The 26,912-nt window shown below is 35.7% G+C and carries 17 protein-coding genes and 1 pseudogene; 13 read left to right on the forward strand and 5 right to left on the reverse strand.

Annotated elements, in window-relative coordinates:
- Positions 1-153: 153 nt before the first annotated feature.
- From HC176_RS14845 to HC176_RS14855, 3 genes are all read right to left on the reverse strand, one after another.
- Positions 154-1,650 (reverse strand): RagB/SusD family nutrient uptake outer membrane protein, encoded by a 1,497-nt coding sequence (locus HC176_RS14845; protein ID WP_167919681.1) that lies wholly within the window; start codon positions 1,648-1,650, stop codon positions 154-156.
- 29 nt (positions 1,651-1,679) lie between these two features.
- The gene (locus HC176_RS14850) at positions 1,680-4,805 is read right to left on the reverse strand and encodes a SusC/RagA family TonB-linked outer membrane protein (RefSeq protein ID WP_167919683.1); all 3,126 of its coding nucleotides are present in this window, start codon (positions 4,803-4,805) and stop codon (positions 1,680-1,682) included.
- Positions 4,806-5,223: 418 nt separating this feature from the next.
- Positions 5,224-6,264 (reverse strand): GntR family transcriptional regulator, encoded by a 1,041-nt coding sequence (locus tag HC176_RS14855; protein ID WP_167919704.1) that lies wholly within the window; start codon positions 6,262-6,264, stop codon positions 5,224-5,226.
- Between the two features lie 640 nt (positions 6,265-6,904).
- Here HC176_RS14855 and HC176_RS14860 point away from each other — a divergent pair.
- From HC176_RS14860 to nadD, 10 genes are all read left to right on the forward strand, one after another.
- Positions 6,905-9,736 carry an alpha-L-rhamnosidase gene (locus tag HC176_RS14860; RefSeq protein WP_167919685.1) on the forward strand — a complete coding sequence of 944 codons (2,832 nt, stop codon included), beginning with the start codon at positions 6,905-6,907 and terminating at the stop codon, positions 9,734-9,736.
- 17 nt (positions 9,737-9,753) lie between these two features.
- Positions 9,754-11,460: a PQQ-dependent sugar dehydrogenase gene (locus HC176_RS14865; RefSeq protein WP_209309727.1), complete on the forward strand. Its 1,707-nt coding sequence runs from the start codon at positions 9,754-9,756 to the stop codon at positions 11,458-11,460.
- Positions 11,461-11,539: 79 nt separating this feature from the next.
- On the forward strand, positions 11,540-12,562 hold the full coding sequence (locus HC176_RS14870) for an L-rhamnose/proton symporter RhaT (protein WP_167919687.1): 1,023 nt from the start codon (positions 11,540-11,542) through the stop codon (positions 12,560-12,562).
- Between the two features lie 21 nt (positions 12,563-12,583).
- Positions 12,584-13,435, forward strand: coding sequence for an amidohydrolase family protein (locus tag HC176_RS14875; RefSeq protein WP_167919689.1), 852 nt, complete (start codon positions 12,584-12,586; stop codon positions 13,433-13,435).
- Between the two features lie 11 nt (positions 13,436-13,446).
- Positions 13,447-14,292, forward strand: a complete 846-nt coding sequence (locus tag HC176_RS14880) for an SDR family oxidoreductase (protein WP_167919691.1) — start codon at positions 13,447-13,449, stop codon at positions 14,290-14,292.
- A 22-nt stretch (positions 14,293-14,314) separates the two neighbouring features.
- A complete protein-coding gene (locus HC176_RS14885; RefSeq protein WP_167919693.1) occupies positions 14,315-15,712 on the forward strand; it encodes an FAD-binding oxidoreductase in 1,398 nt (465 codons plus the stop codon).
- Between the two features lie 469 nt (positions 15,713-16,181).
- Positions 16,182-20,360 carry a hybrid sensor histidine kinase/response regulator transcription factor gene (locus tag HC176_RS14890; protein ID WP_167919695.1) on the forward strand — a complete coding sequence of 1,393 codons (4,179 nt, stop codon included), beginning with the start codon at positions 16,182-16,184 and terminating at the stop codon, positions 20,358-20,360.
- A 191-nt stretch (positions 20,361-20,551) separates the two neighbouring features.
- Positions 20,552-21,409 carry a YicC/YloC family endoribonuclease gene (locus HC176_RS14895; protein ID WP_167919697.1) on the forward strand — a complete coding sequence of 286 codons (858 nt, stop codon included), beginning with the start codon at positions 20,552-20,554 and terminating at the stop codon, positions 21,407-21,409.
- Positions 21,410-21,419: 10 nt separating this feature from the next.
- Positions 21,420-22,010 (forward strand): guanylate kinase, encoded by a 591-nt coding sequence (gmk, locus tag HC176_RS14900; RefSeq protein WP_167919699.1) that lies wholly within the window; start codon positions 21,420-21,422, stop codon positions 22,008-22,010.
- 13 nt (positions 22,011-22,023) lie between these two features.
- The gene (gene nadD / locus HC176_RS14905) at positions 22,024-22,602 is read left to right on the forward strand and encodes a nicotinate (nicotinamide) nucleotide adenylyltransferase (protein ID WP_167919700.1); all 579 of its coding nucleotides are present in this window, start codon (positions 22,024-22,026) and stop codon (positions 22,600-22,602) included.
- Between the two features lie 65 nt (positions 22,603-22,667).
- Here nadD and lysM read toward each other — a convergent pair.
- Positions 22,668-23,132, reverse strand: a pseudogene (lysM, locus tag HC176_RS14910) (peptidoglycan-binding protein LysM).
- Positions 23,133-23,324: 192 nt separating this feature from the next.
- Positions 23,325-24,281: a nicotinic acid mononucleotide adenyltransferase gene (locus HC176_RS14915; RefSeq protein WP_167919701.1), complete on the reverse strand. Its 957-nt coding sequence runs from the start codon at positions 24,279-24,281 to the stop codon at positions 23,325-23,327.
- Positions 24,282-24,411: 130 nt separating this feature from the next.
- Here HC176_RS14915 and HC176_RS14920 point away from each other — a divergent pair, with 130 nt between their 5' ends.
- From HC176_RS14920 to HC176_RS14930, 3 genes are all read left to right on the forward strand, one after another.
- A complete protein-coding gene (locus HC176_RS14920; protein WP_167919702.1) occupies positions 24,412-25,413 on the forward strand; it encodes an NAD(P)H-dependent glycerol-3-phosphate dehydrogenase in 1,002 nt (333 codons plus the stop codon).
- 33 nt (positions 25,414-25,446) lie between these two features.
- Positions 25,447-25,668: a VOC family protein gene (locus tag HC176_RS14925; RefSeq protein ID WP_245234911.1), complete on the forward strand. Its 222-nt coding sequence runs from the start codon at positions 25,447-25,449 to the stop codon at positions 25,666-25,668.
- 155 nt (positions 25,669-25,823) lie between these two features.
- Entirely contained in the window at positions 25,824-26,843 is a 1,020-nt protein-coding gene (locus tag HC176_RS14930) for an HNH endonuclease (protein WP_167919703.1), read from the forward strand.
- Positions 26,844-26,912 lie beyond the last annotated feature (69 nt).

Here is a 26,912-nt window from a genome sequence, read left to right on the forward strand (position 1 = left end):
TAAAAAATCATCGTTCAGAAAATCTTCTTTCTTCATAAGTGTATAAAATTTAAAATTAAACAAAAAAAAATATCGAGGGTTGCAACCCTCGATATTTAAACTTTACACACTTAGTGAGATACTGCCACTAAATAATTAAACTAACTTAAAAAATTACCATCCCGGATTATTTTCCAGGATTTTAGGATTGGAATTGATTTCACTTACTGGTAAAGGCCACAAATTGAAATTTGGATTGTATGCTGTATTTGTTGGAGACCATGTTACATTTTCTGGGTGTTGTGCTAAAACTTCTTCTACTTTACCTAACCTTCTAATATCATAGATTTCTTGAAATTCAAAAGAAAGTTCTTTATAACGTTCTTCATATATATATTCAGCAAATTCTTCTTGCGTCATACCATCTGGAGCATCAGTTGCTAATGCTCTTGACCTTACTCTATTTAAATAACCATAGGCTTTAGCTGTTGGACCATTTAAACTGTTTTCTATTTCAGCAGCCATTAATAGGGCGTCAGAATACCTGTAAACAATCATATCTGGATCACCATCAACGGCATTTTGATCAATATCTACGTACTTGTTTTGGTATATGCCTTCTCGCTCCGGATAGTAACCATCGGCAAAAGTGCGCGTAATACCTTCTCTATCTACATATGAGTATGCCATAGTAACATCTCTACGCACATCGGTTGCTTCAAAAGAATCATAAAAATCTTTTGTAAATCCACCATGTCGTTGACCAAGACCAGGATTATTAAGCCTATTTCGAGACCCCCAAACATGTCCAAAAGCAGTTCCTTGACTTGACACAGATTGTGTTTGTTGAATAGCAAATATACGCTCATCGTTATTATCTACCCGAATAGCTTCTTCATAGCTTTCTAATAGTTTATACCCTTGAGCAGTATCTTCTAAATCAAGAACTTCTCCCAATTTAGTTTCTGCTAATGCCATAGCACTTGGATCCTCTAAGGGCAAGCCCGCCATAGTTAAATATACTTTTGCAAGTAAGAACTTTGCTGTGGCCTGAATAGGTCGCCCTATTTGAGCATCACCTCTCTTATCGCTAGGCAAGTTTGTTTCAGCCTCTTGTAAATCTAAAATAATTTGCTGGTACACCTCTGCTATTGGTGTTCTGGGAAGTTGTGCCTCTTCGGCCGTAACAGCAGGCTTTAATGGCATTGGAACGGCACCAAAAAGTTGAATTAGATTGAAAAAAGACCATGACCTTAAAAATTTAGCCTCAGCAATTATTTCCTTTCTTGCTGTTTCCTCTTCACTTTCAAACCGTCTCCCTTCTAATTCCGCAATAAGAACATTAGATCTAAATATACCTTGATAAAAGGGGTTCCAAACTCGAGGTAAAGAAATGGCATCAGTAGCATCTGTAGTATAGTTCGCCCATTGTCTCCTCCAACTAATTTTAGATTGCATTTTTGGAGAAGGCACCACAGTTAATGATGACAAACCAAAATCATAGAGGCTAACAGCTCTGTTATACGAATTATAAATTGAGGTCACTGCCACTTCGGCCTCAGCTACATTTTGATAAAAATTTGATGGGCTGATTTCTGAATATACTTCTTCTTCTAAATTAGAACAAGCTACGAGACCGGCCAGTAGAATTATATATTTTAATTTTTTCATTATTATTTTATTTAAAATTAAACATTTAATTAGAGACCAATGTTTATACCAAGTGTAAACGTTTGAGCTCTTGGGTAAGAAGCAAAATCTATACCTTGAGCAAGATTATTACCGCCACGTATATTAACTTCTGGATCAAAACCGGAATAGTCTGTAATAGTAAAAAGATTGGTTGCAGTGGCATATACCCTTGCGGATGCTATTGCCTTAATTTTTGCAACAGGAATATTATATCCTATACTTAGGTTTTTTAACCTGATGTACGACGCATCCTCTATAGTAGCAGAGTTTGGTGCGAAAAAACCTCCATTACCCCCAGTATAATTAGGGTATCGGATATCATTTGTAGGGTTTTCAGGCGTCCATCGGTTATCATACCAATCTTTAAAAGCATTGTTAACAATCCTACCTGTACCTAGAAATGAGTTATTGAGATTCATCACATCATTCCCAATAGACCCCTGTAAAAACACACTTAATGTGAAATTTTTATATGTAAAATCGTTGTTCCAACCGAAAATATAATCTGGATTTGGATCTCCTATAATGCCGCGATCTAAACCACTTATAACACCATCAGGAACTCCTTCTGGACCACTTATATCTTGGAATTTATATTGGCCAGGAACTTGGTTTCCGTTTGTTGGAACTGTTGCTGTGCCAGAAGTATCAAAATCACTTTCTTGAAGTATACCTATTACCTTAAGCCCGTATAAAGCACCAAATGGCTCACCTACCCGCATAACGTTTGTCGGGTCTGTTACAATATTTGTGGCTGGTCCAGGGCCAAATATATCCGCATCATTGTCTCCAAGGCTTAAAACGGTTGCTTTATTATTACTCCAGTTAATGCTTGTATTCCATTTAAAATCTTTATTGTCTACAATATAACCTCCTAACGCAATTTCAAATCCTTTGTTTTCAATACTACCAGCATTGGCAGTAAGAGAGTTTATTCCGGCTGAGTTTGGAAGTGGGAAATTTAACAATAAATCATCAGTAGTTTTATTGTAATAATCTACAGAAGCAGTAAATCTGTTTTTTAAAAACCCTAAATCCAATCCAATGTTAAACTGCTTTGTCTTTTCCCATTCTAAATCTGGGTTTCCAATTCTAATAGGAGCTAAACCTGAATATAGAATATCTCCATATACAGCATTCGCAGTACCTAAAAGGGTTAAAGATTGTAATGGCGATATAGATTGAGAACCTGTAATACCATAACTAGCTCTTAACTTCAAATTAGACACCGTTTCTGATTCTTTTAGAAAATCTTCATTTGATACAGTCCAACCTAGACCTACAGAGGGGAAATACCCCCATTTTTTATTTTCAGCAAAAACACTGGATCCATCTGCTCGAGCTGTTAATGATAAGTAATATTTTTTATCGTAATTATAATTAAATCTAGCGTAGTAAGAAGATAAAACTCTTTCGATCCTAGAACTTGTAGGTATTAAAGGATTTAAACCCAAACCAACATTATCGGTCTCTAAAATATCAATTGGAAAATCGTCCACAATAGTATTCAAACGACGTGTGTTATCAATTTGGTATGAATAACCGCCTGTTACATCCAAATTACTTTTCTCAAACGCTTTGTTGTAGGACAAATAAGATTCAATTAAATAATTACGATTGCTACTAACGTTATAAACAGCCCTAGAATTACGTAATCTACCTTGTCTGGTTGTTTTAGGGAAATAAACTTCTCTTCGGCTGTTTGAACTATTCGTACCTGTTGAAAGGTTAAAGGTTAAATTTTCTGTTATTTTATATCTTGTTAAGATACTTAAAATTAAATTCTCATTATAGGTTTCATTCCTTGTGTCTCTTAGCTCCACCAAAGGGTCCGTAAAAAAATTACTAGTGCCGTCACCTTCGTCAATAGGATCATCGGGAGTTGCTGTTGGAGCATTTTTATAGGCTGAAAAAACAGATCCTGAGTTTATAATAGAACCAGACCCTTCGCCTGACCTGTTATTCAATGAGCGCACATAATTGACAGATGTACTGGTAGTTAAACGATCAGTAAGGTTATTATCTACATTTAACCTGATATTTGCTCTAGAAAAATCTGTAAACTTCACAATTCCTTCATTTTTCAAGTAATTAGCCGATAAGAAGTATCTTGACTTGTTTCCACCTCCAGAGGCCGTAAGTTGATATCTGTTGGTCATAGCTGTTCTCAAAATCCTATCTAACCAATCTGTAGTCGTTGCATTTTCAGGCAAGGGTCTATCAACCCCATCAAACAGCAAAGGCGCACCGTTTATAGTAGCCACTTCATTTCTCCATTCAGCATACGTTGGTCCATCCAAAACTTCTGGAAAATCTTTAATATCACTAAATCCAGTTTCTGCTGTTAAATTAATTTGAGTAGCTTGCTCGTAATCCCCTTTTTTTGTAGTAACAATTATTACCCCATTTGCACCACGAGAACCATAAATAGCAGTTGACGACGCATCTTTTAAAACCTCAACAGATTCTATTTCGGCAGGGTTCAAAAAACTTAAAAGGTTAGATGAAGTTTGGTTACCTTCTCCTGCTCCCCGAGCACTCGCTTCTCCACCCGTAGGCATTGGATAACCATCTATAACAATTAAAGGTGAATTATCTCCCAATATAGAGTTATTACCCCTAATTCTAATGGTAACTTCACCTCCAGGTTCGCTAGATGTATTGGTAATGTTTAACCCTGCTGTGCGACCTTGTAGGGCCATATCAAACGTAGGAACTGGCATTTTAGCAATATCGTCTCCTTTTACAGATCCTACGGAACCTACTAAATCAGCTCTAGTTTGTGAACCATAACCAACCACCACCACGGCATCAAGCCCTTCTGCGTCTTCTTCAAGAACAACATTGACTGTAGATTTTCCAGCTACCGACATCTCTTTGGTGCTAAATCCCAAATAAGAGAAAACCAGCACTTGTTCACCAGATACTAACTTTATATTAAAACTACCTTCAAAATCAGTTACCTGACCATTTTTTGTTCCTTTTTGAATAATATTCACCCCAGCCAATGGCATACCATCTTGCGAAGTAACTCTACCACTGACTGTACTCTCTTGAGAATACATTCCAAGAGACATTAAAACAAAGCACAAGAACAGTACTTTATTCTTAGTTTTTTTTAGTTTGTTTTTCATAATTTGTTTGATTTTAGTTAATTGGTTTAGCACAATGTTTAAATTGTATCTTGTAAATCTATATCATTTCAGATAGAATTGCATCCTGTCGAATCTGCTCAACCCCTATAGTTATTCACTTACTGGCTGTTGTATGAACCATGACCAAAAAAATCTACACTCTCATAATTGTTAAGAAACCCATTGACATTAGCTTTGTTACGCTATGTTGCCCTAATAATAAAAGGTTATTATCTTCTCTGAATAATTACGGAACAAGACTCAATGAAGGGCGTTTTAAATTGTTTTGCAAGAAATATTCTATTAAGAAAAATCCTGTTGTTTCTAGCCCGTTTAAGCGGTTACACTCTTAGCTTCAAAAATAGTATCGTTATACTGATTACTATAAGCCTGTACATCATCAAGACGACACAAGTTTTTATGCCGATTCTCTGTGGATAAAATTAAACGGCACTTTGTAATTCCCTCTTTCCTTGTTTAAAATCATTTTGGCAGCCATATCTCCCATAACATCATAATCTGTAGATACCACTGAAATTCCAAATAGATTTTTTAAGGGGGTATCGTTATAAGAAACAACCCCAATATCTTCTCCTAATTTATACTCCTTCTCCCTTACCTGTTTAACAAAAGCAACCAATTCAGACTCCTCGATAATAATAAACAAATCCCCTTTGGCGATAACCATATCGTGAGACACTTCATCTACAACTTCAAAATCAAATTGGTGCATGCTGCAAAACTTTCTTATGCCATGAAAAATTCTTCGTGGGTATGGGCAAATAGATTCTTGTGGATACACCAGTGTTATTTTTTGGTATTTACACAATGTATGCAACCCCTCCATTAAGGCACTGTAAATGTCTTTTTCAAAATCTTGATATACCGTTATAATCTGATTTTGATAAGAGTTTAAACCGTTGTCCATTAAAATAAGTTTGCTTTCAGGGATTTTTTTCAAAGCATGAGACACTCTTGGGGTCATTCCTGTATGCTCTTTGTTCTCTGTTTTAAAATGAGGCATTACCACATAATAATCATAAGACAGCTTACGCTCTTCCAATAAATTTAAAAACAATGTTTCGTCGCTATTGTAAATATGTAGGTCAATATGCACATTTGATCCAATTGTTTGCGCAAAGGCATTATAAATTTTCATTTTATCAGCACTCAACCTATTTATTAAAAACAAAATATTAACCTTTGATATAAGCTGTGTTTTTGCTACATAAAAACCTTTACCCCTTACAGACGAAATCACATTACGCTTCTTTAAAATATTATACGCCTTTTCAACAGTATCTCGAGACACATAAAAATTTTCGCTAAAACTATTAATCGATGGGATTTTTTGATCCATTACCAAATTTCCAACAGAAATATTATGGATTATCGATTTTACAATTTGTTCATATTTAGATTCTCTTGAATAATCATCGATTTTAATAAGGCTGGTCATTTCCATATCAGTAAAGTTTAGTGGTTAAAGTATTGCCTGTAAATAATAGCATGAGAAATAGTACCCCATTTCATGCCAACACAAAGCAGCATATAGCAATATTACAATGTTTCCGCCTCCCAACTGAGGAGATATGTTTTCGTCAAGGGGGGGCAATTTCAAACTTTTACGGGGCAAATGTGTTTAATTTGGGGGGCAAATGTATTCGCTATTCGTTATTTTTAAATAAGAACACACAAACACACCTCTCTCCTTTAAACGGGTTTACCAATTTAAACCAAAGACGATGCACCAAAGGTTTTAATCACCACTTTAGAGGTTTGCTAAAACCACTTGTTTACTTGCACTTTTATATAAGTATATTTTTACTCTTTATAAAATCTTGTAGATAAAAACATAAATTCGATTTGATACGCCCTTCCTTTTATGGTCTAAAAAAAACAGCCCACATGTTTTCAAAATAAGCCACAAAACAGATTCATAAAACACCACTATTTTTCACATCTGCCAACACAAAAGCACCCGCAAAAAACAAATACTGACAGAAACTACAGGATGCAAAAATCCAATTTTAGCCATAAGTTTGTTAATCCAAGAACTACCCCTTTGTAAATTTCACATTCAATTTAAAAAAAGACAAATGAAAAAAATCACATTAATATTTCTATCACTTATCCTGCTTTATTCGTGCGAAAAAAAAACAGACAACAGCATAACCATCAGCAAGATAACAGTTAATTATTTTGACAATCCTTGGGGTATTGATGACCCTAATCCAAGCATTAATTGGATTATGACATCAAACGGTAGAAACAAAAAACAAACCGCCTACCAAATTAAAGTAGCCAGTTTAAAAGAAGATCTAGACAATGATAAAAACATTCTGTGGGATTCTGGCAAATTAATATCTGAACAAAACTCACAGATACGCTATGCTGGCAAAACGCTACAATCTGGCCAACATTGCTATTTTAAAATTAGGGTTTGGGATGAAAACGACGTGGCCTCGGCCTGGAGCGAAACAAATATGTGGACTATGGGTCTGCTCAAAAAATCTGACTGGAAGGCTAAATGGATTGGTTACAAAACAACAGATAAAAACAAAAAGGACACTTTACATTTACCGCCCCCGCCATATTTAAGAAAATCGTTCACCACAAAACCTAACATAAAAAACGCAACACTGTACATAACTGCTCTTGGCGCTTTTGAAGTATCACTAAACGGAAAAAAAATAGGAAACGATTTATTGGCCCCCGGTTGGAGCGATTACAACAAACGCATTTATTACAAAACCTATAATGTTATTGATTATTTAAAGAAAGGCGAAAATACTATTGGGGCTATTTTAGGCGATGCTTGGTATGCCGGTTATGTTGGCCCAAAAGTATTATCAAAACCAAGAAACAGAGAATTATACGGCCTACACCCTGGTTTACTATCTCAATTAGAAATTGAATATGATAATGGCGATAAAGACATTATAACTTCAGATGAAAACTGGAAAGCTAACGAAGGCCCTTTTGTTTATGCAGATTTACTTATGGGAGCTGAATATAACGCCAATTTAGAGTTAACAAATTGGAACACCAACAACTATGACGATAAAAATTGGTCGCCTGTCTACATCCACCAAGGAACAGAAGGTGTGATTCAGGCATATCCTGGAAATAGCATACAAGTATATGATGAAATTATACCCATTGAAATTACAGAACCTGAAAAAGGCACATATATCTTTAATTTAGGGCAAAACTTTGCAGGGCACGCAAGACTACAAGTACAAGGAAACAAAAACGACACCATAGTTATCCGGTTTGGAGAAAGACTACATGACGATGGTAAATTAATGACAGAAAACTTAAGGTTTGCGCGTGCTACAGACACTTACATTTTAAAAGGTGAAGGTGTAGAAACTTGGGAACCAAAATTCACTTATCATGGATTTCAGTATGTTGAAGTTACAGGGTTAAAAACAAAGCCAACCAAAGAAACCATTACTGGCATACCCTTTGGGTCTTCGATCCCTTTTGAAAGCTCCTTTACATCATCCGATGAAATACTAAATAGAATGTACCAAAATGTGATATGGACACAACATTCTAATTTTATGGAAGTTCCTACAGACAGCCCGCAGCGGGATGAACGTTTAGGATGGTTGGGCGACGTACAAATTTTCTCGAGGTCTGCACTATACAATGCCAACATAGGTGCATTTAACAGAAAATGGTTTGCAGATCTTCGTGATGCGCAATACGATAACGGACCCTATGCCGTTTTTGCCCCTAGGCCTTACCCTAAATTGGTTTGGTATTCTCCAGGGTGGATGGAAGCAGGTGTAATGGTGCCTTACAACACTTACAAATTCTACAATGACACCAAAGTTATTGAAAACCATTACGAGTCTATGACACGTTTTATGGATTATCATATAGAAAAAAGTAAAGTACATAAATTTTACCCAGAGCACTCATTTACAGATGCAAGACCTATAGGTGGTTTTGGAGATTGGTTGTCCATGACCGACAAACACCTTTCACATGATATACTTGCATCTATGCATTACCAATATGCATTAAAGATTATGTCTGAAATGAGTGCTGCCATTGGTAATCAAGAAAAGGCAAGCTATTATAAGGTATTATATAACGAATCGGTTACCGCATTTATAAAGCACTATATAGATGAAGACGGAAAATTTCAAATTGATGAAGCTGTTTACGGAGACGGAAAAGGCTATTTTGAAGGAGAAAAAGGCTTTACAGGTCACACGCAATCGGCTTACGCAACAGCCATTTATTTTGATTTATTACCCCCTAACCTAAAAGAAAAAGCAGGAAAACATCTTGTGGATTTATTAGCTAAAAACAATAATCTGCCATCCTCAGGTATTTTGGGGATTAGACAATTATTGCCAGCACTATCCTCTATTGGGCGCTCTGATTTGGCTTATGAAATTTTATTAAAAAAGGATTATCCTAGCTGGGGTTTCCAGATTAAAAATGGCGCCACTACAATCTGGGAAAGATGGAACAGCTACACACCTGAAAATGGTTTTAACGGAGAAATGAACGCCGAAATGAATTCTTTTAACCACTATGCCTTTGGGGCTTTTTCACAATTTCTGTTTAGCGACATTGCAGGCATAAAAACCAAAGACGCCGGTTTTAATAATATTATAATAAAACCTAAATTAGGTAACATGTCACTATCTCACGCCAGCGGCAAATACGCTTCTATAAACGGAAACATTACCTCCTCTTGGTCCATAGAAGGCCACTATTTTAATTTAGAAGTAGAAATACCCGTAAACACCAGCGCAACCGTTTACATCCCTTCAAAGGAAGGCAATAATGTTTTAGAATCTGGTAATGAAATAGATTCAAATCTTATAAAGTTCTTAAAACAAGAAGGAGAATATAAGATGTATGAAATCGGGTCAGGAAGCTACAAGTTTAAATCTGAGATATAACTATCATCCTAAAAAAGTTGAACAAAACAAATACAGTAATAAAAGCGAAGTTACTCTGTATAATCCTCTTTTCGGTTGTATTGTACAGTTGTCGATCAGAGTCAAAACAGGGGCTTACAAGTAGTTACTTAAGTACGGATGATGAAGACATTCTAAACGGCAAAGTAATATTTGAGCAAAAATGCAGCTACTGCCACAACTTTAATCAAGACGCCATAGGCCCCAACCTTAGTGGAATTACAAAAGAAGTTAGTGTGCAGTGGATAAAGGAATTCATAAAAAACCCGTCTTTAGTGCTTTCTGAAAATGATGAAAGAGCACTTGCATTGCATGAAAAATACAAGATAAATATGCCTGGGTTTCCAGATTTATCTGAAAAAGAATTTAATGAACTTATAAGCTATATTAATTCTTACTCTAAAAAGAAAGCAACCAGCAACACCAATCTAGGAAATCCTATTGATAACCCGATTGAAGACACGCTGGTTTATTCTGATATAAATGCAAATATAAAATTTGTTGCTCAAGTACCTGCATCTGCAAAAAGTCCAACATTAGCACGAATAAATAAATTGGATTGTGCCGGTAATTCTGGGCGGATTTTTATCAACGATTTGAGAGGCAAACTTTATGAATTAAATAACAACCAGCCTAAATTATATGCATCAATTTCTGAATTCAACAAAAATTTTGTTCACGAACCTGGATTAGGCACCGGGTTTGGAAGCTTTGCATTTCATCCTAATTTTGAAGAAAACGGATTGTTTTACACCGCTCATTCAGAAAAGCCAGACACTAAAAAAGCCGATTTTTTTCTTCCAGACAGTATCCCTACAAAAATGCAATGGGTGGTTAAAGAATGGAAAAATAAAGACCCAAAAAGCACCAGTTTTGAAGGAACTGTTCGAGAACTGCTGCGCATTGATTTTGTAACCATCATGCATGGCATTCAAGAAATTGCTTTTAACCCAACTAGCTCTAAAAATGAATCTGATTACGGAATGCTCTACATTAGCCTTGGAGACGGAGGCAGTGTGGGTCAAGGCTTTCCAGAGGTTGCATTGCACGAGGGGTCGCAAGTTTGGGGTACTATTTTAAGAATAGACCCTAGCGGAAACAATAGTGGCAATGGTAAATACGGAATTCCAACAGACAATCCTTTTATTAATTCAAAACAAAAGAAAAAAGAAATTTGGGCTTATGGATTTAGGAACCCAAACCGAGTTTGCTGGAACACAAAAGGACAAATGTTTGCTACTGATATAGGACATAAAATAGTAGAAGAAGTAAACCTTATAGAACCCGGTAAGTTTTATGGCTGGCCCATTCGCGAAGGCGCTTTTGTTCTAAACACCTTTGGGAACCAAAGTTTAGCGTATCCGTTACCACAAAATGATGACGAATACGGAGTTACATATCCCGTAATTGAATACGATCACGACGACGGGGTAGCTATTAGTGGAGGCTTTTTTGCCCAAAAACCGCCCTTTAATGGGAAATATATATTTGGAGATATACCTGTTGGCACCGTTTTTATAGCGGATCTTTCTGAAACGAAACAAAGAAACATTAAAAAATTAAACATCGTATTAAAAGAAAAACAAACAGATTTCGCACAACTTATCAAAAAAAATCGTGTGGATCTCAGGTTAGGCCAAGATTGCAACGGAGACATATATATGTTAACTAAAGCAGATGGAAAAATTTATAAAATGACTTATTAATAGTAAAACATTAAAACCACTATATAGCAGAAAAGTATAGATCTGGTTTATGTGCCATTAACAAACTTAAATATATAAAATGACATTTTTTGTAGGCATATTACTCGTAGCATTAGGAGGAATTTTAGAAGGCCTTTTCTCTGTTCCTGTTACCAAAGTAAAAACTTGGGAGTTTGAGAACATATGGGGCATTGGTTCACTTTTGGCACTTTTATTACTGCCCTGGCCTTTGTCATATCTTTTTGTAGATAATTTATGGGAATTATATAGCGCTATTCCTAATTCAGTATTAATCAGTGTTATTTCGTGTGGGATTTTATGGGGCATTGGAGGAATATACTGGGGGCGGGCCATTGCTGCTCTCGGGATGGCTTTAGGTGTATCAATACTTATGGGGCTTGTTAACGTTTTTGGTTCAATTGTACCACTATCTGTATTTGAACCTCATAAACTCTTAACAACAGGTGGCTATATATTAATATTGGCCATTATTGTAATGATTATAGGTGTAGTAATAATATCAGTTGCTGGTCAAAAGAAAGAAGAGGCTTTAAATACCAAAGACCATAAAAAAACTGGAACATTTCGTATTGGCATCTTATTTTGTTTAGTTTCTGGCATCCTTTCGGCTGCCGTTAATTTTGCATTTATTATTGGCACTCCAATAACGGAGGAAGCTTCAAAAATGCAGGTACAAGACTATGCAACAAGTTTTGCAATTTGGAGCCTTGTGTTTACAGCTAATTTTTCCATTAACACTTTTTACGGTTTTTATATGATGATGAAAAAAGGAACGCTAAAAAACTTATCTAAAGGTCGTTTTTCTAAAGAGTGGATGGGAGCCATTTTCATGGGTATAGCATGGCCAGGTGGCATTATCATTTATGGCATTGGCGCAAATGCCATGGGACCTTACGGTGCTTATGCTGGATTTCCTATGATGATACTGGCATCCATTCTGGCTGGAAACCTAGCAGGCGCATTAGGCGGTGAATGGAAAAACTCAGGAGCAATTCCCCGCCGTATTATGGTTACAGGAATTTTAGTGTTATGTCTAGCATTTACACTTTTAGGGTATTCCACTTATGTAATGAATGGGTAACTGCTTAACACCAATAGAGAAATGGAAAACTTATCAATAATTGACTCACATATTCACCTTTGGGACATACAACACTTAGACTACCCATGGTTAAGCCAGTTTCCTGAAATAAACAGAACTTTTTTATTACCTGATTACGATATTGCCACAGCCGGACAGCTTGTAGAAAAAATGATTTTTGTTCAAGCCGAATGTAAACCCTCTCATTTTTTAAAAGAAATAGAATGGGTTGAAGCTCTTGCCCAAAAAGACAAACGGCTTGTTGCCATAATCCCTTGGGCGCCCATACACACTGGGAACGCTGCGGCAGAAGTATTAGAGCAGTTTGCCCAAAACCCAAAAATAAAAGGCGTAAGGCAACTTATTCAACCTGAAGAGGACATTAATTTTTGTTTGCGTCCAGATTTTATAGAGGGCATAAAACTTTTAGGAAAAAATAACCTGCACTTTGAATTAACAATAAACCCCAACCATTTTCCTGCCGTTTTAAAACTTGTAGAAAAATGTCCGGATACACGGTTCATCTTAAATCATATCGGCAACCCAAATATCATAAAAAACCAGCTCCAACCCTGGAAACAACACCTAAAAGCTTTTGCTTGTTCAGGTATTCACTACTGTAAATTTTCAAACCTAGTTTGTAACGCCAATTTAGAGCATTGGCATATAGATGACTTAAAACCTTATTCTGACACGGTCATTGACGTTTTTGGCCCTGAAAAACTAATATGGGGAAGCGACTGGCCCCATGCACTTCGTGCATCATCTTGGTCAAAATGGTTTAAAACCGCTGTTTTTTTAACAGAAGGGCTAAACGAAAAAGAACGCGCTAAAATTTTTAGGACTAACGCCATTCGCTTTTACAACTTATAATTTAAACAACTATGAATAACACATTATATAAAACCAACCATGCATTTGTTCCGAAAAGATTTGAAGGAAAAGTGGCTATTGTTACTGGCGGAGCTTCAGGTTTAGGACGTGCTATTACCGAAGAATTTTGCAAAGAAGGCGGTAAAGTTCTATTTACAGACATTAGCGAATCGGGCAAAATAAAGCAAGAAGAAGATGCCAAAAATGGCTATAACACAACATTTTTAATGGGCGATATGGGAGACGAAGCATTTTGCAAGGCCTGTGTAGTCGAAACAAATAAAAAATATGGCAAAATTGATTATTTGGTCAACAACGCTTTTTCTTTTGCCGCAGCAGGAATGAATGCTAAAACAGAAGATTGGATGCGAAGTTTTAAAGTAGGGCCTTTGGCCTATGCAAGAATGGCTCAAGAAGTTTACCCTTACATGAAAAAATATGGAGGTGGTGCTATTGTAAATATTTCGAGTATTTCCGCTCATATAGCTCAAAAAGACCGTTGGACGTACAACACCTCAAAAGGAGCTGTAAACCAACTAACCAAATGCCAAGCTCTAGATTTTGCGCCCTATAAAATACGGGTAAATAGTGTAGACCCTGGGTGGATATGGACTAAAGAAACCGATAAAGCCGCAAATCTAGATGGAGGTGGCCGAGAAAAATGGGACCCTATTTGGGGGCGTTTTCATATACTAAGACGTATGGGGCTGGCTATTGAAGTCGCAAGACCCGTACTCTTCTTATTAAGTAACGATGCTTCTTTCATTACGGGTACTAATCTAGCCGTAGATGGAGGATATCTTGCTATCGGATCAGAAGGTTTAGGAGAAAATACTATAAACGCAGGATCTCAATAATTCATAAATTAGTTTCATAATTATGATTGAAGCACATATAATAGAAATCGAAAAAAAACTTGGAAGCAATAAAGTTCTACTAGGAGATAAAGTTAGAGAAAGATATTCCCATATATGGGAAACAGACAAACCTTTACTTGCCAAAGCGGTAATATTTCCATTAAGCACCCAAGATGTTTCAGACGTTTTAAGCATTTGCCATAAAAACCAACAACCCGTTGTTGTACATGGAGGGTTAACTAACCTAGCCGGCAGCACTGAAACCAATGCTGATGAGATTGTTATATGTATGGAAAAAATGAATGCTATAGAAGAATTCGATATTTCCAGCCGAACAATAACGGTACAATCTGGAGTAATTCTAGAATCCATACACCAAGAAGTAGAAAAAAAAGACTTACTCTTTCCAATTAACTTTGGCGCAGAAGGGTCTGCACAAATTGGTGGCGTTATTGCAACCAATGCTGGCGGACTTCGTGTTTTCCGTTATGGCATGACCAGAAACCTCATTTTAGGACTTGAGGTGGTTTTAGCCGATGGGACTATTATCTCTTCTTTAAAAAAAATCATAAAGGATAATTCAGGATACGATTTAAAACACCTGTTTATTGGCTCTGAAGGGACATTAGGCGTAATCACTAAAGCCGTATTAAGACTTCAGCAAAAACCAAAAAGCAGAAGCAGTGCCTTTGTTGCCATGAACGATTTTAATAAAGTAATCGCTTTTTTAAAATTTATAGATGCCGGATTGGCAGGCATTTTAAGTGGTTATGAATTATTATGGGAACGCAATTTCAAAGCCATGACTGCGCCTGCTACAAATATCCCCAAACCCCTTCCCTATGGTTACAAATACTATGTACTTATAGAGGGCTTGGGCAGTAATCAAGAACAAGACCAGCAAAAATTAGAAGAATTATTAGAAGAAGCTTTAATAGATGAACTAATTTTAGATGCTGCCGTATCGCAATCAGTGAAGCACACCGAGTTGTTCTGGAGAATCCGTGAAGATGTAGATATTTTAGTAGACCAATGTAACAATGTACAAAACTTTGATATTAGCCTTCCCATTTCTGAAATAGGCACCTATGTAGATTCTATTTTTGACATTTTAAACAAAATACCTGAAGTAGAAAACTTTTTTGCACATGGGCACGTGGCCGATGGCAACATTCATTTTCTAATCAGTAAAACCAATAATAGTCAAGACCTAACAGATAAAATTAATAAAATTATTTACGCCCCATTAACAGACCTAGGAGGCTCAGTATCTGCCGAACACGGCATAGGATCTCATAAAAAAACGTATCTAAAATTTTGTCGTTCAAATGAAGAGATTCAATTAATGCGCTCAATCAAAACTACTATGGATTCTAGAGGTATTTTGAATAGAGACAAAATAATTAATTATCATAGTTAAGAACTGTAACACAAAACAAGCTAGTCCGTTTTCTTAATATAAATTTTCAGCAAATTACTATTTTCCTATTTCATTACGCATTAACAATTCCCTATTTGCAACAAGCTTATGTATCCCTAACAAAAAAATATTCCTGTTTATTTTAAAACCCTTAACTTTACTAAAACCTAATACACATACATGGCCGAATACAAAGCTTAAGGTATATTAGTTGGCGTATCATCATTTAAATTGAAAATTCCGTTTTTACAAATTTTGAATTTACAGATTTACTCAATATTTTTAAATATAGAGTGGGCTATAAGGTATTTGTATGCTAACAATGAAATCTAGAAGTTCCTTAAACTTAGATAATGTAAAACATTAAACCAAGGTTTTTATTACAAGATAAATGATTATAACTGCAAAAAAAACTCATTTAGCTAGTGTTTTTTTTCTCATCCATATGGCCTTGTTTTCCCAATGGCGAATGCAGCAAACTGGAGTGGAAGAAGGCTTATCACACAATAGAGTTACAAGTATCATTCAAGATAGAAACGGCTATTTATGGTTTGGCACCCTAAATGGAGTTAATAAGTACGATGGTTATTCCATGAAGTTATATGACTATGGATTAGACGATAAGGGTTTAAGCAGTAGTGTTACCTTTAAATTGTTTGAAGATAAAGATGGCTATATATGGGTAGGCACAATAGCGGGTCTCAATAGAATAAATCCAGATACAGGAAAAATAGACACTTACTTTAAGGATGGCGATAGTCCAGATTTCACAGGCAAAAACAGGATATATCAGTCAGATTCGGGTATTTTATTTGTAAATTATTTTGATGGAGTTAAGTTTTTTGAAATAGACAACAAAGGAAAACTAAAATATGATTTCTTTTTGAACAAACATAGTGGGGTAAAACTCGATATTACAAACATCAAACCTTCATCAAATGGTAAATTTTGGCTCTTAACACCTACAAATGATGTCAAGGTGCACCAAATAGATTTTGAGAAAAATGGCTCTGCACCAAAACTATCTCTAAATTCTACCAATTTTACAAATTCTTTGTGCAAAAGCAATAATGTAGTGCTTGATTTTATAGAATATCCCAAAAACACCTTGTGGGTTATAAACGATGATCTTGAACTTTTAAAAATAAAACTAAATGACAGTTTAAAAGTTACTGAGTCTAAAAAAATTGAACTTAAAACAAGTATTTCCCCTAACCAATTTAAAGAACAACGGCTAATTAATATGTCTGGAGATAAAGAAGGTAGAATATGGATTGCGGGAAATAGGCTACTTCTTAATTGTAACATCGAATCTGGAGAGATTAAAAATTTATCAGAAGACAAACAATTGAAAAACATTATAGATAATCAAGACTTTCAAAAGATTTTTATAGACAACTCCAATGTATTGTGGTTATGCGCCTTAACAAATGGTCTTTTTAAAATGGATTTAGAAAGTCATTTTTTTTACAATTCAACAGAATATTTAAGTAGCGAGTATTCCTCACGGTTGTTTAAATCTGAGGTAGTCACAATCTGTGAAGACGAAAAAGGGAATTTTTGGTTTGGAACACAAGATGGCACTATTACTGCTCTAGACAAAGACTTGTTAAGAGGCAACATATCCCAAAAAACAGATTTTCCTATAATTTATTTAGACTCGATTAGAGGTATAAAAATAAACAAAGACCCTTTTTTCCATGAAATTAAACGATTGTTCAGTGACAGGGAAGGCTCTATATGGTTAGGTGCTCTAAATGGCCTTTTCAAGATTGAATACAACGAATCATCACAAGCTTATAAAATCAAGGAAATTGACAATGTGAAAGATAATTTAGGAAATACAATCAATAGTCGAGTTTTTGCAATAGAAGAAGATCGTAAAGGAAATATTTGGTTCGGTCCATGGGAAAAAGGTTTGATAAAAATGAGCTTTAATAAACAAACCAATTCTTATTATACTGTTAATTATAATGCTTTCAGAAAGGATTCTACAAGCCTATCAAGCAATAATGTAAGGGATATTTTAGAAGACAACCAAGGGGTTATATGGATAGGTACTGTTAATGGACTGAATAGATTAAATCGTTCTTCAACTGGTGAAGTAACTTTCGAAAAATTTTATAGTGACCCTGGAGATTCGAACACTTTAAGCAATAACCATATAGTGGACATTCATCAAGCAAAAAATGGGGACTTATACATTGGCACATATGGAGGCGGTCTAAATCGCTTAAGCTATTCTAATAAAAATGATTACAAATTCACTCATTATACAGTTGAAAATGGCTTACCTAGTGATGTTATTTATCAAATAAGGGAGGATTTTAACGGGAATATATGGTCCATACATACCAGGCAAATTTCCAAACTAAACCCTAGCACAGGGAAAATTATATATTTTGAAAAAAAAGATGGTTTTAATGTTAATCAATTTGCAGATAATGCCATGGAATTTACCTCCTCCGGAATGATGCTCGCAGGAGGCGTAGGCGGATTCACTTTTTTTTACCCAGATAATTTAACCTTTAACTCCCAAAAACCACAAGTAACCTTTACAGATTTTAAACTCTTCAATAAGTCTATAAGCGTAGGTGAAGAAATAGACGGTAAAATCATTTTAAACAAAGGAATTAATGACATCGAAAAAATTGTGCTACCTTATCATTTAAATTCTTTTGAATTAGCTTTTTCGAGCATGCATTATTCTAATCCCCAAAAAAACAGATATAGGTTTGTTTTAGAAGGTTTTGAAGAAAAGTCGCAAACTACAATTGGACAAGAACGTAAATTTGCCTCTTATACCAATGTACCTCCTGGAGATTATGTTTTTAAAGTGTACGGCTCAAATAGCGCCTCAGTTTGGAGCGATGTTCCTAAAGAAGTCATGATAACAATTACGCCACCTTGGTACCTAACAACAATTGCAATCATCTTTTTTTTATTCGTTTTTGGCATATTAATTTTTATAGTTAATAAAGTAAGGTGGAACCAAATAAAACTGAAAAACCAAATAAAACTGGAAAGCGCGCTACATGAAAAATCCCAAGAAATGAACCAAATGAAATTAAGGTTTTTCACTAATATTTCTCATGAATTAAGAACACCTCTTACCCTTATAATAGGGCCGCTTCAGCAAATCATGGAAGGAAGCAGTGATACTAAGTATTTACAGCGCTTAAATGCTATAATGTATAAAAATTCAACACGTCTATTAAAGCTAATCAATCAATTACTGGATTTTAGAAGTGTAGAATCAGGAAATGTGAATTTAATCGTAGAAGAAGGCGATTTTGTGAGTTTCTTGACTGAAATTTATAATGCATTCGGAGAAATTGCATCAGAAAGACAAATAAACTTTAAGTTTAAAACCAGTGAAAAATCTATTGAAGGATGGTTTGATAACGACAAAATAGAAAAAGTGGTCTATAATTTATTATCAAATGCTTTCAAGTTTACACCAACAGGCAGAAGTATTGAACTAATTTTAGAAAAAGAAAACACAAATGGCAGTGTTTGTGCTGTTATAAAAGTAGTTGACCAGGGTGTTGGTATAGAAACTGAAGATTTGCCAAGTGTTTTCGATAGATTCTATCAAGTTAAAAAAGAAAGCAATTCCTTACAAACAGGTTCTGGTCTAGGTTTGGCTTACACGAAACGACTGGTCGAAATCCATAAAGGAAGTATTACCATAGATAGCATTGTGGGCAAAGGCACTACATGCACGGTTTCAATTCCCATATCCAAACAAGAATACGAAGATAGCTCAATGCTGGAGACCCAACCAAATCAGTACAACTTTAGCTTTGTTAAAAATGAAGTAAAAGATTTTAAGAGTGATTTGATCCCCGCCCAAGACCCCCCAAAAAAGATTGAACACCCTAAAGAAACGCCAACATTACTTGTGGTTGAAGACAACATCGACCTGAGAAACTATTTATCAAATTACTTTGAAAAACACTACAAGGTAATAAAAGCTAAAAATGGGCAAGAAGGGCTAAACCTTGCTTTAAAAATGAGTCCAGATATCATAATATCAGATTTAATGATGCCTGTTATGAATGGTGCAGAAATGTGTAAAATCATTAAAAACGACATCAGTACAAGCCATATTCCTGTAATAATTCTTACGGCTAGATTAGGATTGGAAAATGAGAAAGAAGGCCTAGAGGCCGGCGCAGATGAATTTATTTTAAAACCCTTTAATATGGAAATCCTAAGGCTTAGGGTAAACAACATTTTAAGAACGAAACAGCAATGGGCAGAAAAATTCAAAACAAAATCCACACCTTCCAGCTGGAAAGAATTGTCCAATAAATTGGACAAAAACTTTTTAAAAAAATCCTACCAGTTTATTGACAAAAATATAGACAATTCAGATTACACAGTTGAGAAATTCTCAATAGATATGAGCATGAGTCGATCTGCACTTCATAAAAAAATAAAGTCCATTACAGGCCAATCAACCTCAGAATTTATTAGGACTATTCGAATAAAACGTGCCGCAACACTTATTGTTTCAGGGCAATATTCCATTACAGAAGTTGTTTTTATGGTTGGTTTTTCTGATATCAAATATTTTAGAACATGTTTTAAAAGGCAATTTGGTCAAACACCAAGTGAATACATTAAAAGTTTCAAAGCATAGAACTAAATACATATTCAATAACTTTCATTTAAGTCCCAATAAAAAAAGTTGCTAAGTTTTTACCCACCCATGTAAATAGCCTTAAAGGTTATATAAACTAAATTACATTTAAAACTTTAAGCATTTAAAAGCGTTTGGAATCCTTCAATTCTTTAGTTTTATTACCTTTGTGCATCTTTAAAAATGCGATTATGATCTATTCGATGACAGGTTATGGAAAATCTGTATTGCAACTCCCCACAAAAAAAATAACCATTGAGTTAAAATCGCTTAACAGCAAAAATTTAGACTTGAATGCGCGAATGCCTTCCGTTTACAGAGAAAAAGAATTGACCATTCGGAAAAAACTCGCCAACAAGTTGGTGCGTGGCAAAATCGATTTTTCAATATATGTTGAAGCCACTGCAGAAGATACTTCGTCGCAAATCAACACACCTGCCGTTAAACAATATATGGCTCAATTAAAAGAAGTTGTGGATGCAAACGAACTAGATCTTTTAAAAATGGCTATCAGATTCCCCGATGCATTGAATACCGTTCGCGAAGAAATTGACGAAAACGAATGGCAGGCTATTGAAACAGCCGTTGACAATGCCACTGAAGATTTGATTAACCACCGATTAAACGAAGGCAAAGTGCTGGAACAGGATTTCAATGAACGAGTTATTGCTATCGACTCCATTCTTGAGCAGGTTATCGCCATGGATCCTGAGCGCGTAAAAGGTGTTCGTGAACGATTGCTAAAAGGCGTTGAAGAACTAAAAGAAAAATACGACGAAAACCGATTTGAACAGGAATTGGTTTATTACATTGAAAAATTCGATATAACCGAAGAAAAAGTGCGCTTAAAAAACCACCTTAATTATTTTACCGAGTCGATAAACTCCAAAGATTCCAACGGGAAAAAACTCGGTTTCATTAGTCAGGAAATGGGCCGCGAAATCAACACCATCGGTTCAAAAAGCAATTATGCCCCCATGCAACAATTGGTGGTACAAATGAAAGATGAGCTTGAAAAGATAAAGGAACAGTTACTCAACGTACTTTAAAAAAACAAAATTGGCAACAGGACAAGATAAAAAACAAGGTAAACTCATTGTATTTTCAGCTCCTTCAGGCTCTGGAAAAACCACTATAGTTAGGCACTTGCTGGGCTTGAAAGATTTGAATCTGGAGTTTTCCATTTCAGCTACTTCAAGAGAAAAACGGGGCACGGAAGAACATGGTAAAGATTACTATTTTCTATCGGCCAAAGAATTCAAAAGCAAAATTAAAAACGATGAATTTTTGGAATGGGAAGAAGTGTATCGCGATAATTTTTACGGTACTTTAAAAACCGAAGTGGAGCGTATCTGGGCACTGGGCAAAAACGTTATTTTTGATATTGATGTTTCTGGTGGTCTGCGTATAAAACGTAAATTCCCAAAGGAAACCTTGGCTATTTTCGTGAAGCCACCAAGTGTGGATGAATTGAAAATAAGGTTGAAAAAGCGCAAAACCGAAAGCGAGGACAAAATAAATATGCGTGTAGCCAAGGCCTCTGCCGAGCTGGCCACCGCCCCCCTTTTCGATACCATAATTATTAATGACAATTTGGACCACGCTCTAGAAGAAGCCCACGAAAAAGTCAGTGATTTTATAAATTCTTAAAACCCACCCCGTTTTGAAAATTGGTTTGTTTTTTGGTTCATTCAACCCCATTCATATCGGGCACTTGGTTATTGCCAACCACATGGCCGAACACAGCGATTTAGATCAAGTTTGGTTTGTGGTTACTCCACACAGTCCGTTTAAAAAGAAAAGCACTCTTTTAGATAATTACCAACGTCTGGAAATGGTTTACTTGGCCACACAAGATTACGACAGCCTAAAACCCAGCGATATTGAATTTAATTTACCTCAGCCCAACTACACGGTAAACACTTTAGCGCATTTGCACGAAAAGTTTCCGCAGCATGAATTTGCATTGATTATGGGTGAAGACAACCTAAAAAGTTTCCATAAATGGAAAAACTATGAGGTTATACTAAAAAATCACGACCTTTATGTGTATCCGAGAATTTCGGACAATAGAATAGAAAACCAATTCCACGGGCATAAAAAAATCCATTTTATCAACGCCCCAATTATGGAACTGTCTTCAACCTTTATCCGTAAAAGTATAAAAGCTGGTAAAAACGTTGAACCCATGTTGCCACAACACGTTTGGAAATACTTAGACGAAATGAATTTTTACAGATAAAAAAGCCAGGCCATAAAAGAGCTGGCCAAAACTAACATGTCTAGTCGCTATTAACTAAGTTCTTGCTAGTCAAGTGCCGGGATTCGCAATACTTGACCGTGATAAATTTTATCTAAATCTTTAAGCATTGGTTTATTTGCTTCAAAAATAACGGGATATTTCATGGCGTTTCCATAAAATTTCTTTGCTCTATTTTTCCTAGGGTATCTCCGCTTACCACGGTATGAAACTGCGCTTCAGGCTCTACGTTTTCAACAGTCATTTGGTCATCAACAGTGCCAATACCGTTTGAGTTTCCAATTACCAACACCACTTTTTCTTTTGTAGCTTGATCGTAAGCAGCTCCTGTAACCGTAGCCTTGTTGTCGTCGATAACGATATTGAGATGTTCTACTTTTAATGATGGTTTCTTCTAGGGTTTGGGCAGCGGCTTCTTCTAATTTTAATTCTTTTACTGCAGCTTCAGCATTGGTCTTTCCTATGCCAAATACTTTTGCGCCTGCATTTTTAATGAACGTAAATAATCCCAAAATTTGTTTTAAGGTTTGGTACTTTTTCGAAACAAAAAATAGTCACATTAAATTAAAACCAAGCTAGCCCCAACTTTAAATCACCTTAAAAAGCGATACTGAAACCGAAAGGTTAAAAAGAAAAAGAAACCGCCTAAAACAAAGTGTTTTAAACGGTTTCTAAACTAAATAACCAACCAAAAATTTTTATTATTAACCTCTTTTACTTTCTCTAGGGTTGTCCACTTTATCTTTTCTATGCTTACGCATTTCATTCTTTGGAGCAGAACGCGTCTCCTTCTTTTCTGATGTTTTTAGGTATTGAATATACCCCCTGCCTTCAAATTCATATACCGTTTCAGATGCCGGGTGGAACAACTCAATCTTTCCGTCATTAATAACGCTCAATTCAAAATGTTCATTGCCCCAAGAATCATAATCTAATGTTAAAGTTTTCAGATAGAAATCGCCTGCTACATCACCAACACCATAAACACCCGTGTAATCCCATATTAGGTTACTCACAGCAGTTCCTGGTTCATCTTGCGAGCTTCTAAACTCGATGTCGGTGCCTCCGGCCAAAAACTGCAAGTAGTTTTCATTATCAAATTCATTTAACGCTCCGTAGTTACTGGTAAAGATCTTTTCCCAAGCTTCATATTCCTGAAGGAAATAATGTATATTATCATAAAACACAAAATCGTAATCGAAATTATTGCGCTGGTAACCATCTAAAAAATACGAAGTATCGTTATTGGGGTTGTAAAGTTCAATGGTATTATTATCTATTTCGTACACATCAAAAGTTTCAAATCCATCAATATCGTGATTTACATCCAAAATCATTTCGTAAGCATCATACTCGCCCACATCAATACCAAAACCGTTGCCACTATCGCCCAAACCTACAATATTGTTATTTGCATAAACGATACCGTTTCTAAACGAAATGGTAAAAGCCTTTTGCAGAAATGGCGTTGTACCGTAACCTTTGGTAGCGTTAATATCAACATACCACAATTCGTAAGCGCCCAATAATTGGTTTATTGAAATTCCGGGTTCTTCAAAATCATCTACTATTACCCGTTCTTCTACTATAACTTCACTATAGCAGGACGTAAATAATGTAGCAAATAAGGCAACGCTGAAAAGTATTTTTATGGTCTTCATAATCAAACATTTTTAGGGATTCTGTTAATGGGTTTCAAAACGCGTGCCAAAAAACCCTTGGCTATTGTTTTGCAATCTTAAAAAAGCGTGATATTTTGCGTATTTTTGAAGAGAAAAGATTTTATTTTTTATGGATAAACCTTTAAAATATGCGGTTTTTGGGGCAGGCAGCTGGGCTACGGCCATTGTAAAAATGCTTTGCGAAAATTTAGATGAAATTGGTTGGTACATGCGAAGTGTTTACACCAAGGAACATTTGTTGAGAGAACAGCACAACCCCAATTATTTAAGTTCGGTGGAGTTTCATTTGGAACAGCTGAAACTGAGTAACGATATCAACGAAATGGCCGAATATGCCGATATTTTAATTTTTGTAATTCCTTCGGCGTTTATCCATAGCGAACTGGAAAAACTGAATGTAGATATTTCCAATAAAATTATTGTCTCTGCCGTAAAAGGTATTATGCCCGAAACCGGCTTGTTGGTAGGCGAACATTTTCATGAAGCCTATAATGTGCCTTACGATAATATTGCCGTTATTGCCGGCCCTTGCCATGCCGAAGAGGTAGCGTTGGAGCGTTTATCGTACCTCACCATTTCGTGTTCGGACGAAGACAAAGCCAAGGCCATTGCCAAGAGTTTAAACAGTGATTACATCAACACCAAAACCAGCGACGATATTATCGGCATTGAATACGCCGTTATGCTGAAAAACATTTACGCCATTGCCGCCGGGATTGCCCACGGATTGGGTTATGGCGACAATTTCCAGAGTGTGTTGATGAGCAACTCCATTCGCGAGATGAAACGTTTCATTAAAAAAGTACATAAAATGAAACGCAACATTAACAACTCGGCTTATCTGGGCGATTTGTTGGTTACGGGCTATTCGGTTTTTTCGCGGAACCGCATGTTCGGTAATATGATTGGAAAAGGTTACACCGTTAAATCGGCACAAATGGAAATGAGCATGGTGGCCGAAGGCTATTACGCTACCAAAAGCGCCTACCAACTTAACCAAAAAAATAAGAAAAAGGCACAAACTCCTATTATCGATGCCGTTTACGATGTGCTTTATGAAAATAAAAACCCAAAAAAGGTATTTAAAAAACTCACCGAACGGTTGGATTGATTGTGTTTTTAAGAACTATTTGTTATACGTTTTATGCCTAAAAATAGCCACATCAATTACATTGAACTCAAAGCCTATAATTTAGAGCAAACCAAACAATTTTATTCTGAAGCATTTGGCTGGGCATTTACCGATTACGGCCCCACTTACATTGCTTTTTCAAACAGTGGTCTTGAAGGCGGCTTAGAGAAAACCGACCATAAAAATCTTGACGCTATAAAAAGCAGGATTATTTCTTCCAACGGAACGATTTGAAAAGATATTTTCTCGTTTCCAGGTGGCAGACGGTTTCATTTTTTAGATCCTTCGGGGAATGAATTAGCTGTTTAGTCTGACTTATAACATCTGAATATAAAAAAAAAAAAATGAAGGGTAATCAAAATCGTCTAAACTAGCTCCATAAGTTCCCAATGAATGAATCATTAAACAAATACATTCACTTTTTTGAAACCCTTAACAGAGGTTACAACAAAGGCTTGGGAAGAGCTCCTCATAAACCTGTTTTATTGTTAGCAATAATTCAGCTCATCAAAAAGAAAGACATTCTTTTCAACCGAATTTTTATAACACCTGAACTTGTTTTAGAGTTCAAAAATATTTGGAATCTTGCTGTAAATACAGTTCATGTATCGAATTTTGCGCTTCCTTTTTTTCATATGCGAAGCGAACCGTTTTGGCGCCTAGCTATAAAATCAGGAATTACTGTCGCAGTAACAAAATCAAAAAGCATAAAAAGCTTCAAAAGTTTAAAGGAATCGATTTCTTTCGCTGAAATAGACAAAGAACTACTTCAATTGTTATCTGAAACTGAATCTCGAAATATTTTGGAACAGATAATTATCCAAAAATACTTCAAGCACACAAGGCTTGATTATACCGATATCGAAGCTGGAATTTACGCTGAAACATTAAAAATTGAAAACCAAATTCTACATGAAGACAAAACGGAATATCAGAACCATTTAAAAGAACTAAGAGGTGCATTGGGAGATGACGAATATGAGGAAGAACTATTTATTAGAGGCGGATTATTCAAAAAAACGATACCAAAAATATATGATTACAGCTGCTGTATTTCTGGGATGAAAATTCAATCTACTTTAGGAACTCAAATGATTGATGCTTGCCATATTATTCCTTTCAGTATTTCAAACGATGACACTATCCCTAATGGAATTTCACTATCGCCGAACCTCCACAGAGCCTTCGACAGGGGTTTGATTACAATAAACCAAGATTACATAGTAAGGATTTCACCTACTGTAACAGAAAATAAAACCATGTTTTCCCTATCCCAATTTAATGGAAAACAAATAAGACTGCCTCAAAAGGCTAATTGGTTTCCCTCACCTGAATCACTCCAATGGCATAATAAAAGACACTATCCCGAGAAGTGTGTAAGTTATAAATCGAGGGTTTGGCTTGATTAAAGCCGGACCCTTTTTTCAAATATAGTCAAAAACTGGTTTAAAATAATGCCCCAGTTCCTAATGGGCATC

It is taken from the genome of Tamlana crocina (assembly GCF_012037625.1).

What these genes read in the sequence shown, in the direction of transcription:
- HC176_RS14845 (WP_167919681.1), bottom strand. Translation starts at nt 1,650, where the DNA reads ATGAAAAAATTAAAATATATAATTCTACTGGCCGGTCTCGTAGCTTGT.
- HC176_RS14850 (WP_167919683.1), bottom strand. Translation starts at nt 4,805, where the DNA reads ATGAAAAACAAACTAAAAAAAACTAAGAATAAAGTACTGTTCTTGTGC.
- HC176_RS14855 (WP_167919704.1), bottom strand. Translation starts at nt 6,264, where the DNA reads ATGACCAGCCTTATTAAAATCGATGATTATTCAAGAGAATCTAAATAT.
- HC176_RS14860 (WP_167919685.1), top strand. Translation starts at nt 6,905, where the DNA reads ATGAAAAAAATCACATTAATATTTCTATCACTTATCCTGCTTTATTCG.
- HC176_RS14870 (WP_167919687.1), top strand. Translation starts at nt 11,540, where the DNA reads ATGACATTTTTTGTAGGCATATTACTCGTAGCATTAGGAGGAATTTTA.
- HC176_RS14875 (WP_167919689.1), top strand. Translation starts at nt 12,584, where the DNA reads ATGGAAAACTTATCAATAATTGACTCACATATTCACCTTTGGGACATA.
- HC176_RS14880 (WP_167919691.1), top strand. Translation starts at nt 13,447, where the DNA reads ATGAATAACACATTATATAAAACCAACCATGCATTTGTTCCGAAAAGA.
- HC176_RS14885 (WP_167919693.1), top strand. Translation starts at nt 14,315, where the DNA reads ATGATTGAAGCACATATAATAGAAATCGAAAAAAAACTTGGAAGCAAT.
- HC176_RS14890 (WP_167919695.1), top strand. Translation starts at nt 16,182, where the DNA reads ATGCAGCAAACTGGAGTGGAAGAAGGCTTATCACACAATAGAGTTACA.
- HC176_RS14895 (WP_167919697.1), top strand. Translation starts at nt 20,552, where the DNA reads ATGATCTATTCGATGACAGGTTATGGAAAATCTGTATTGCAACTCCCC.
- HC176_RS14915 (WP_167919701.1), bottom strand. Translation starts at nt 24,281, where the DNA reads ATGAAGACCATAAAAATACTTTTCAGCGTTGCCTTATTTGCTACATTA.
- HC176_RS14920 (WP_167919702.1), top strand. Translation starts at nt 24,412, where the DNA reads ATGGATAAACCTTTAAAATATGCGGTTTTTGGGGCAGGCAGCTGGGCT.
- HC176_RS14925 (WP_245234911.1), top strand. Translation starts at nt 25,447, where the DNA reads ATGCCTAAAAATAGCCACATCAATTACATTGAACTCAAAGCCTATAAT.
- HC176_RS14930 (WP_167919703.1), top strand. Translation starts at nt 25,824, where the DNA reads ATGAATGAATCATTAAACAAATACATTCACTTTTTTGAAACCCTTAAC.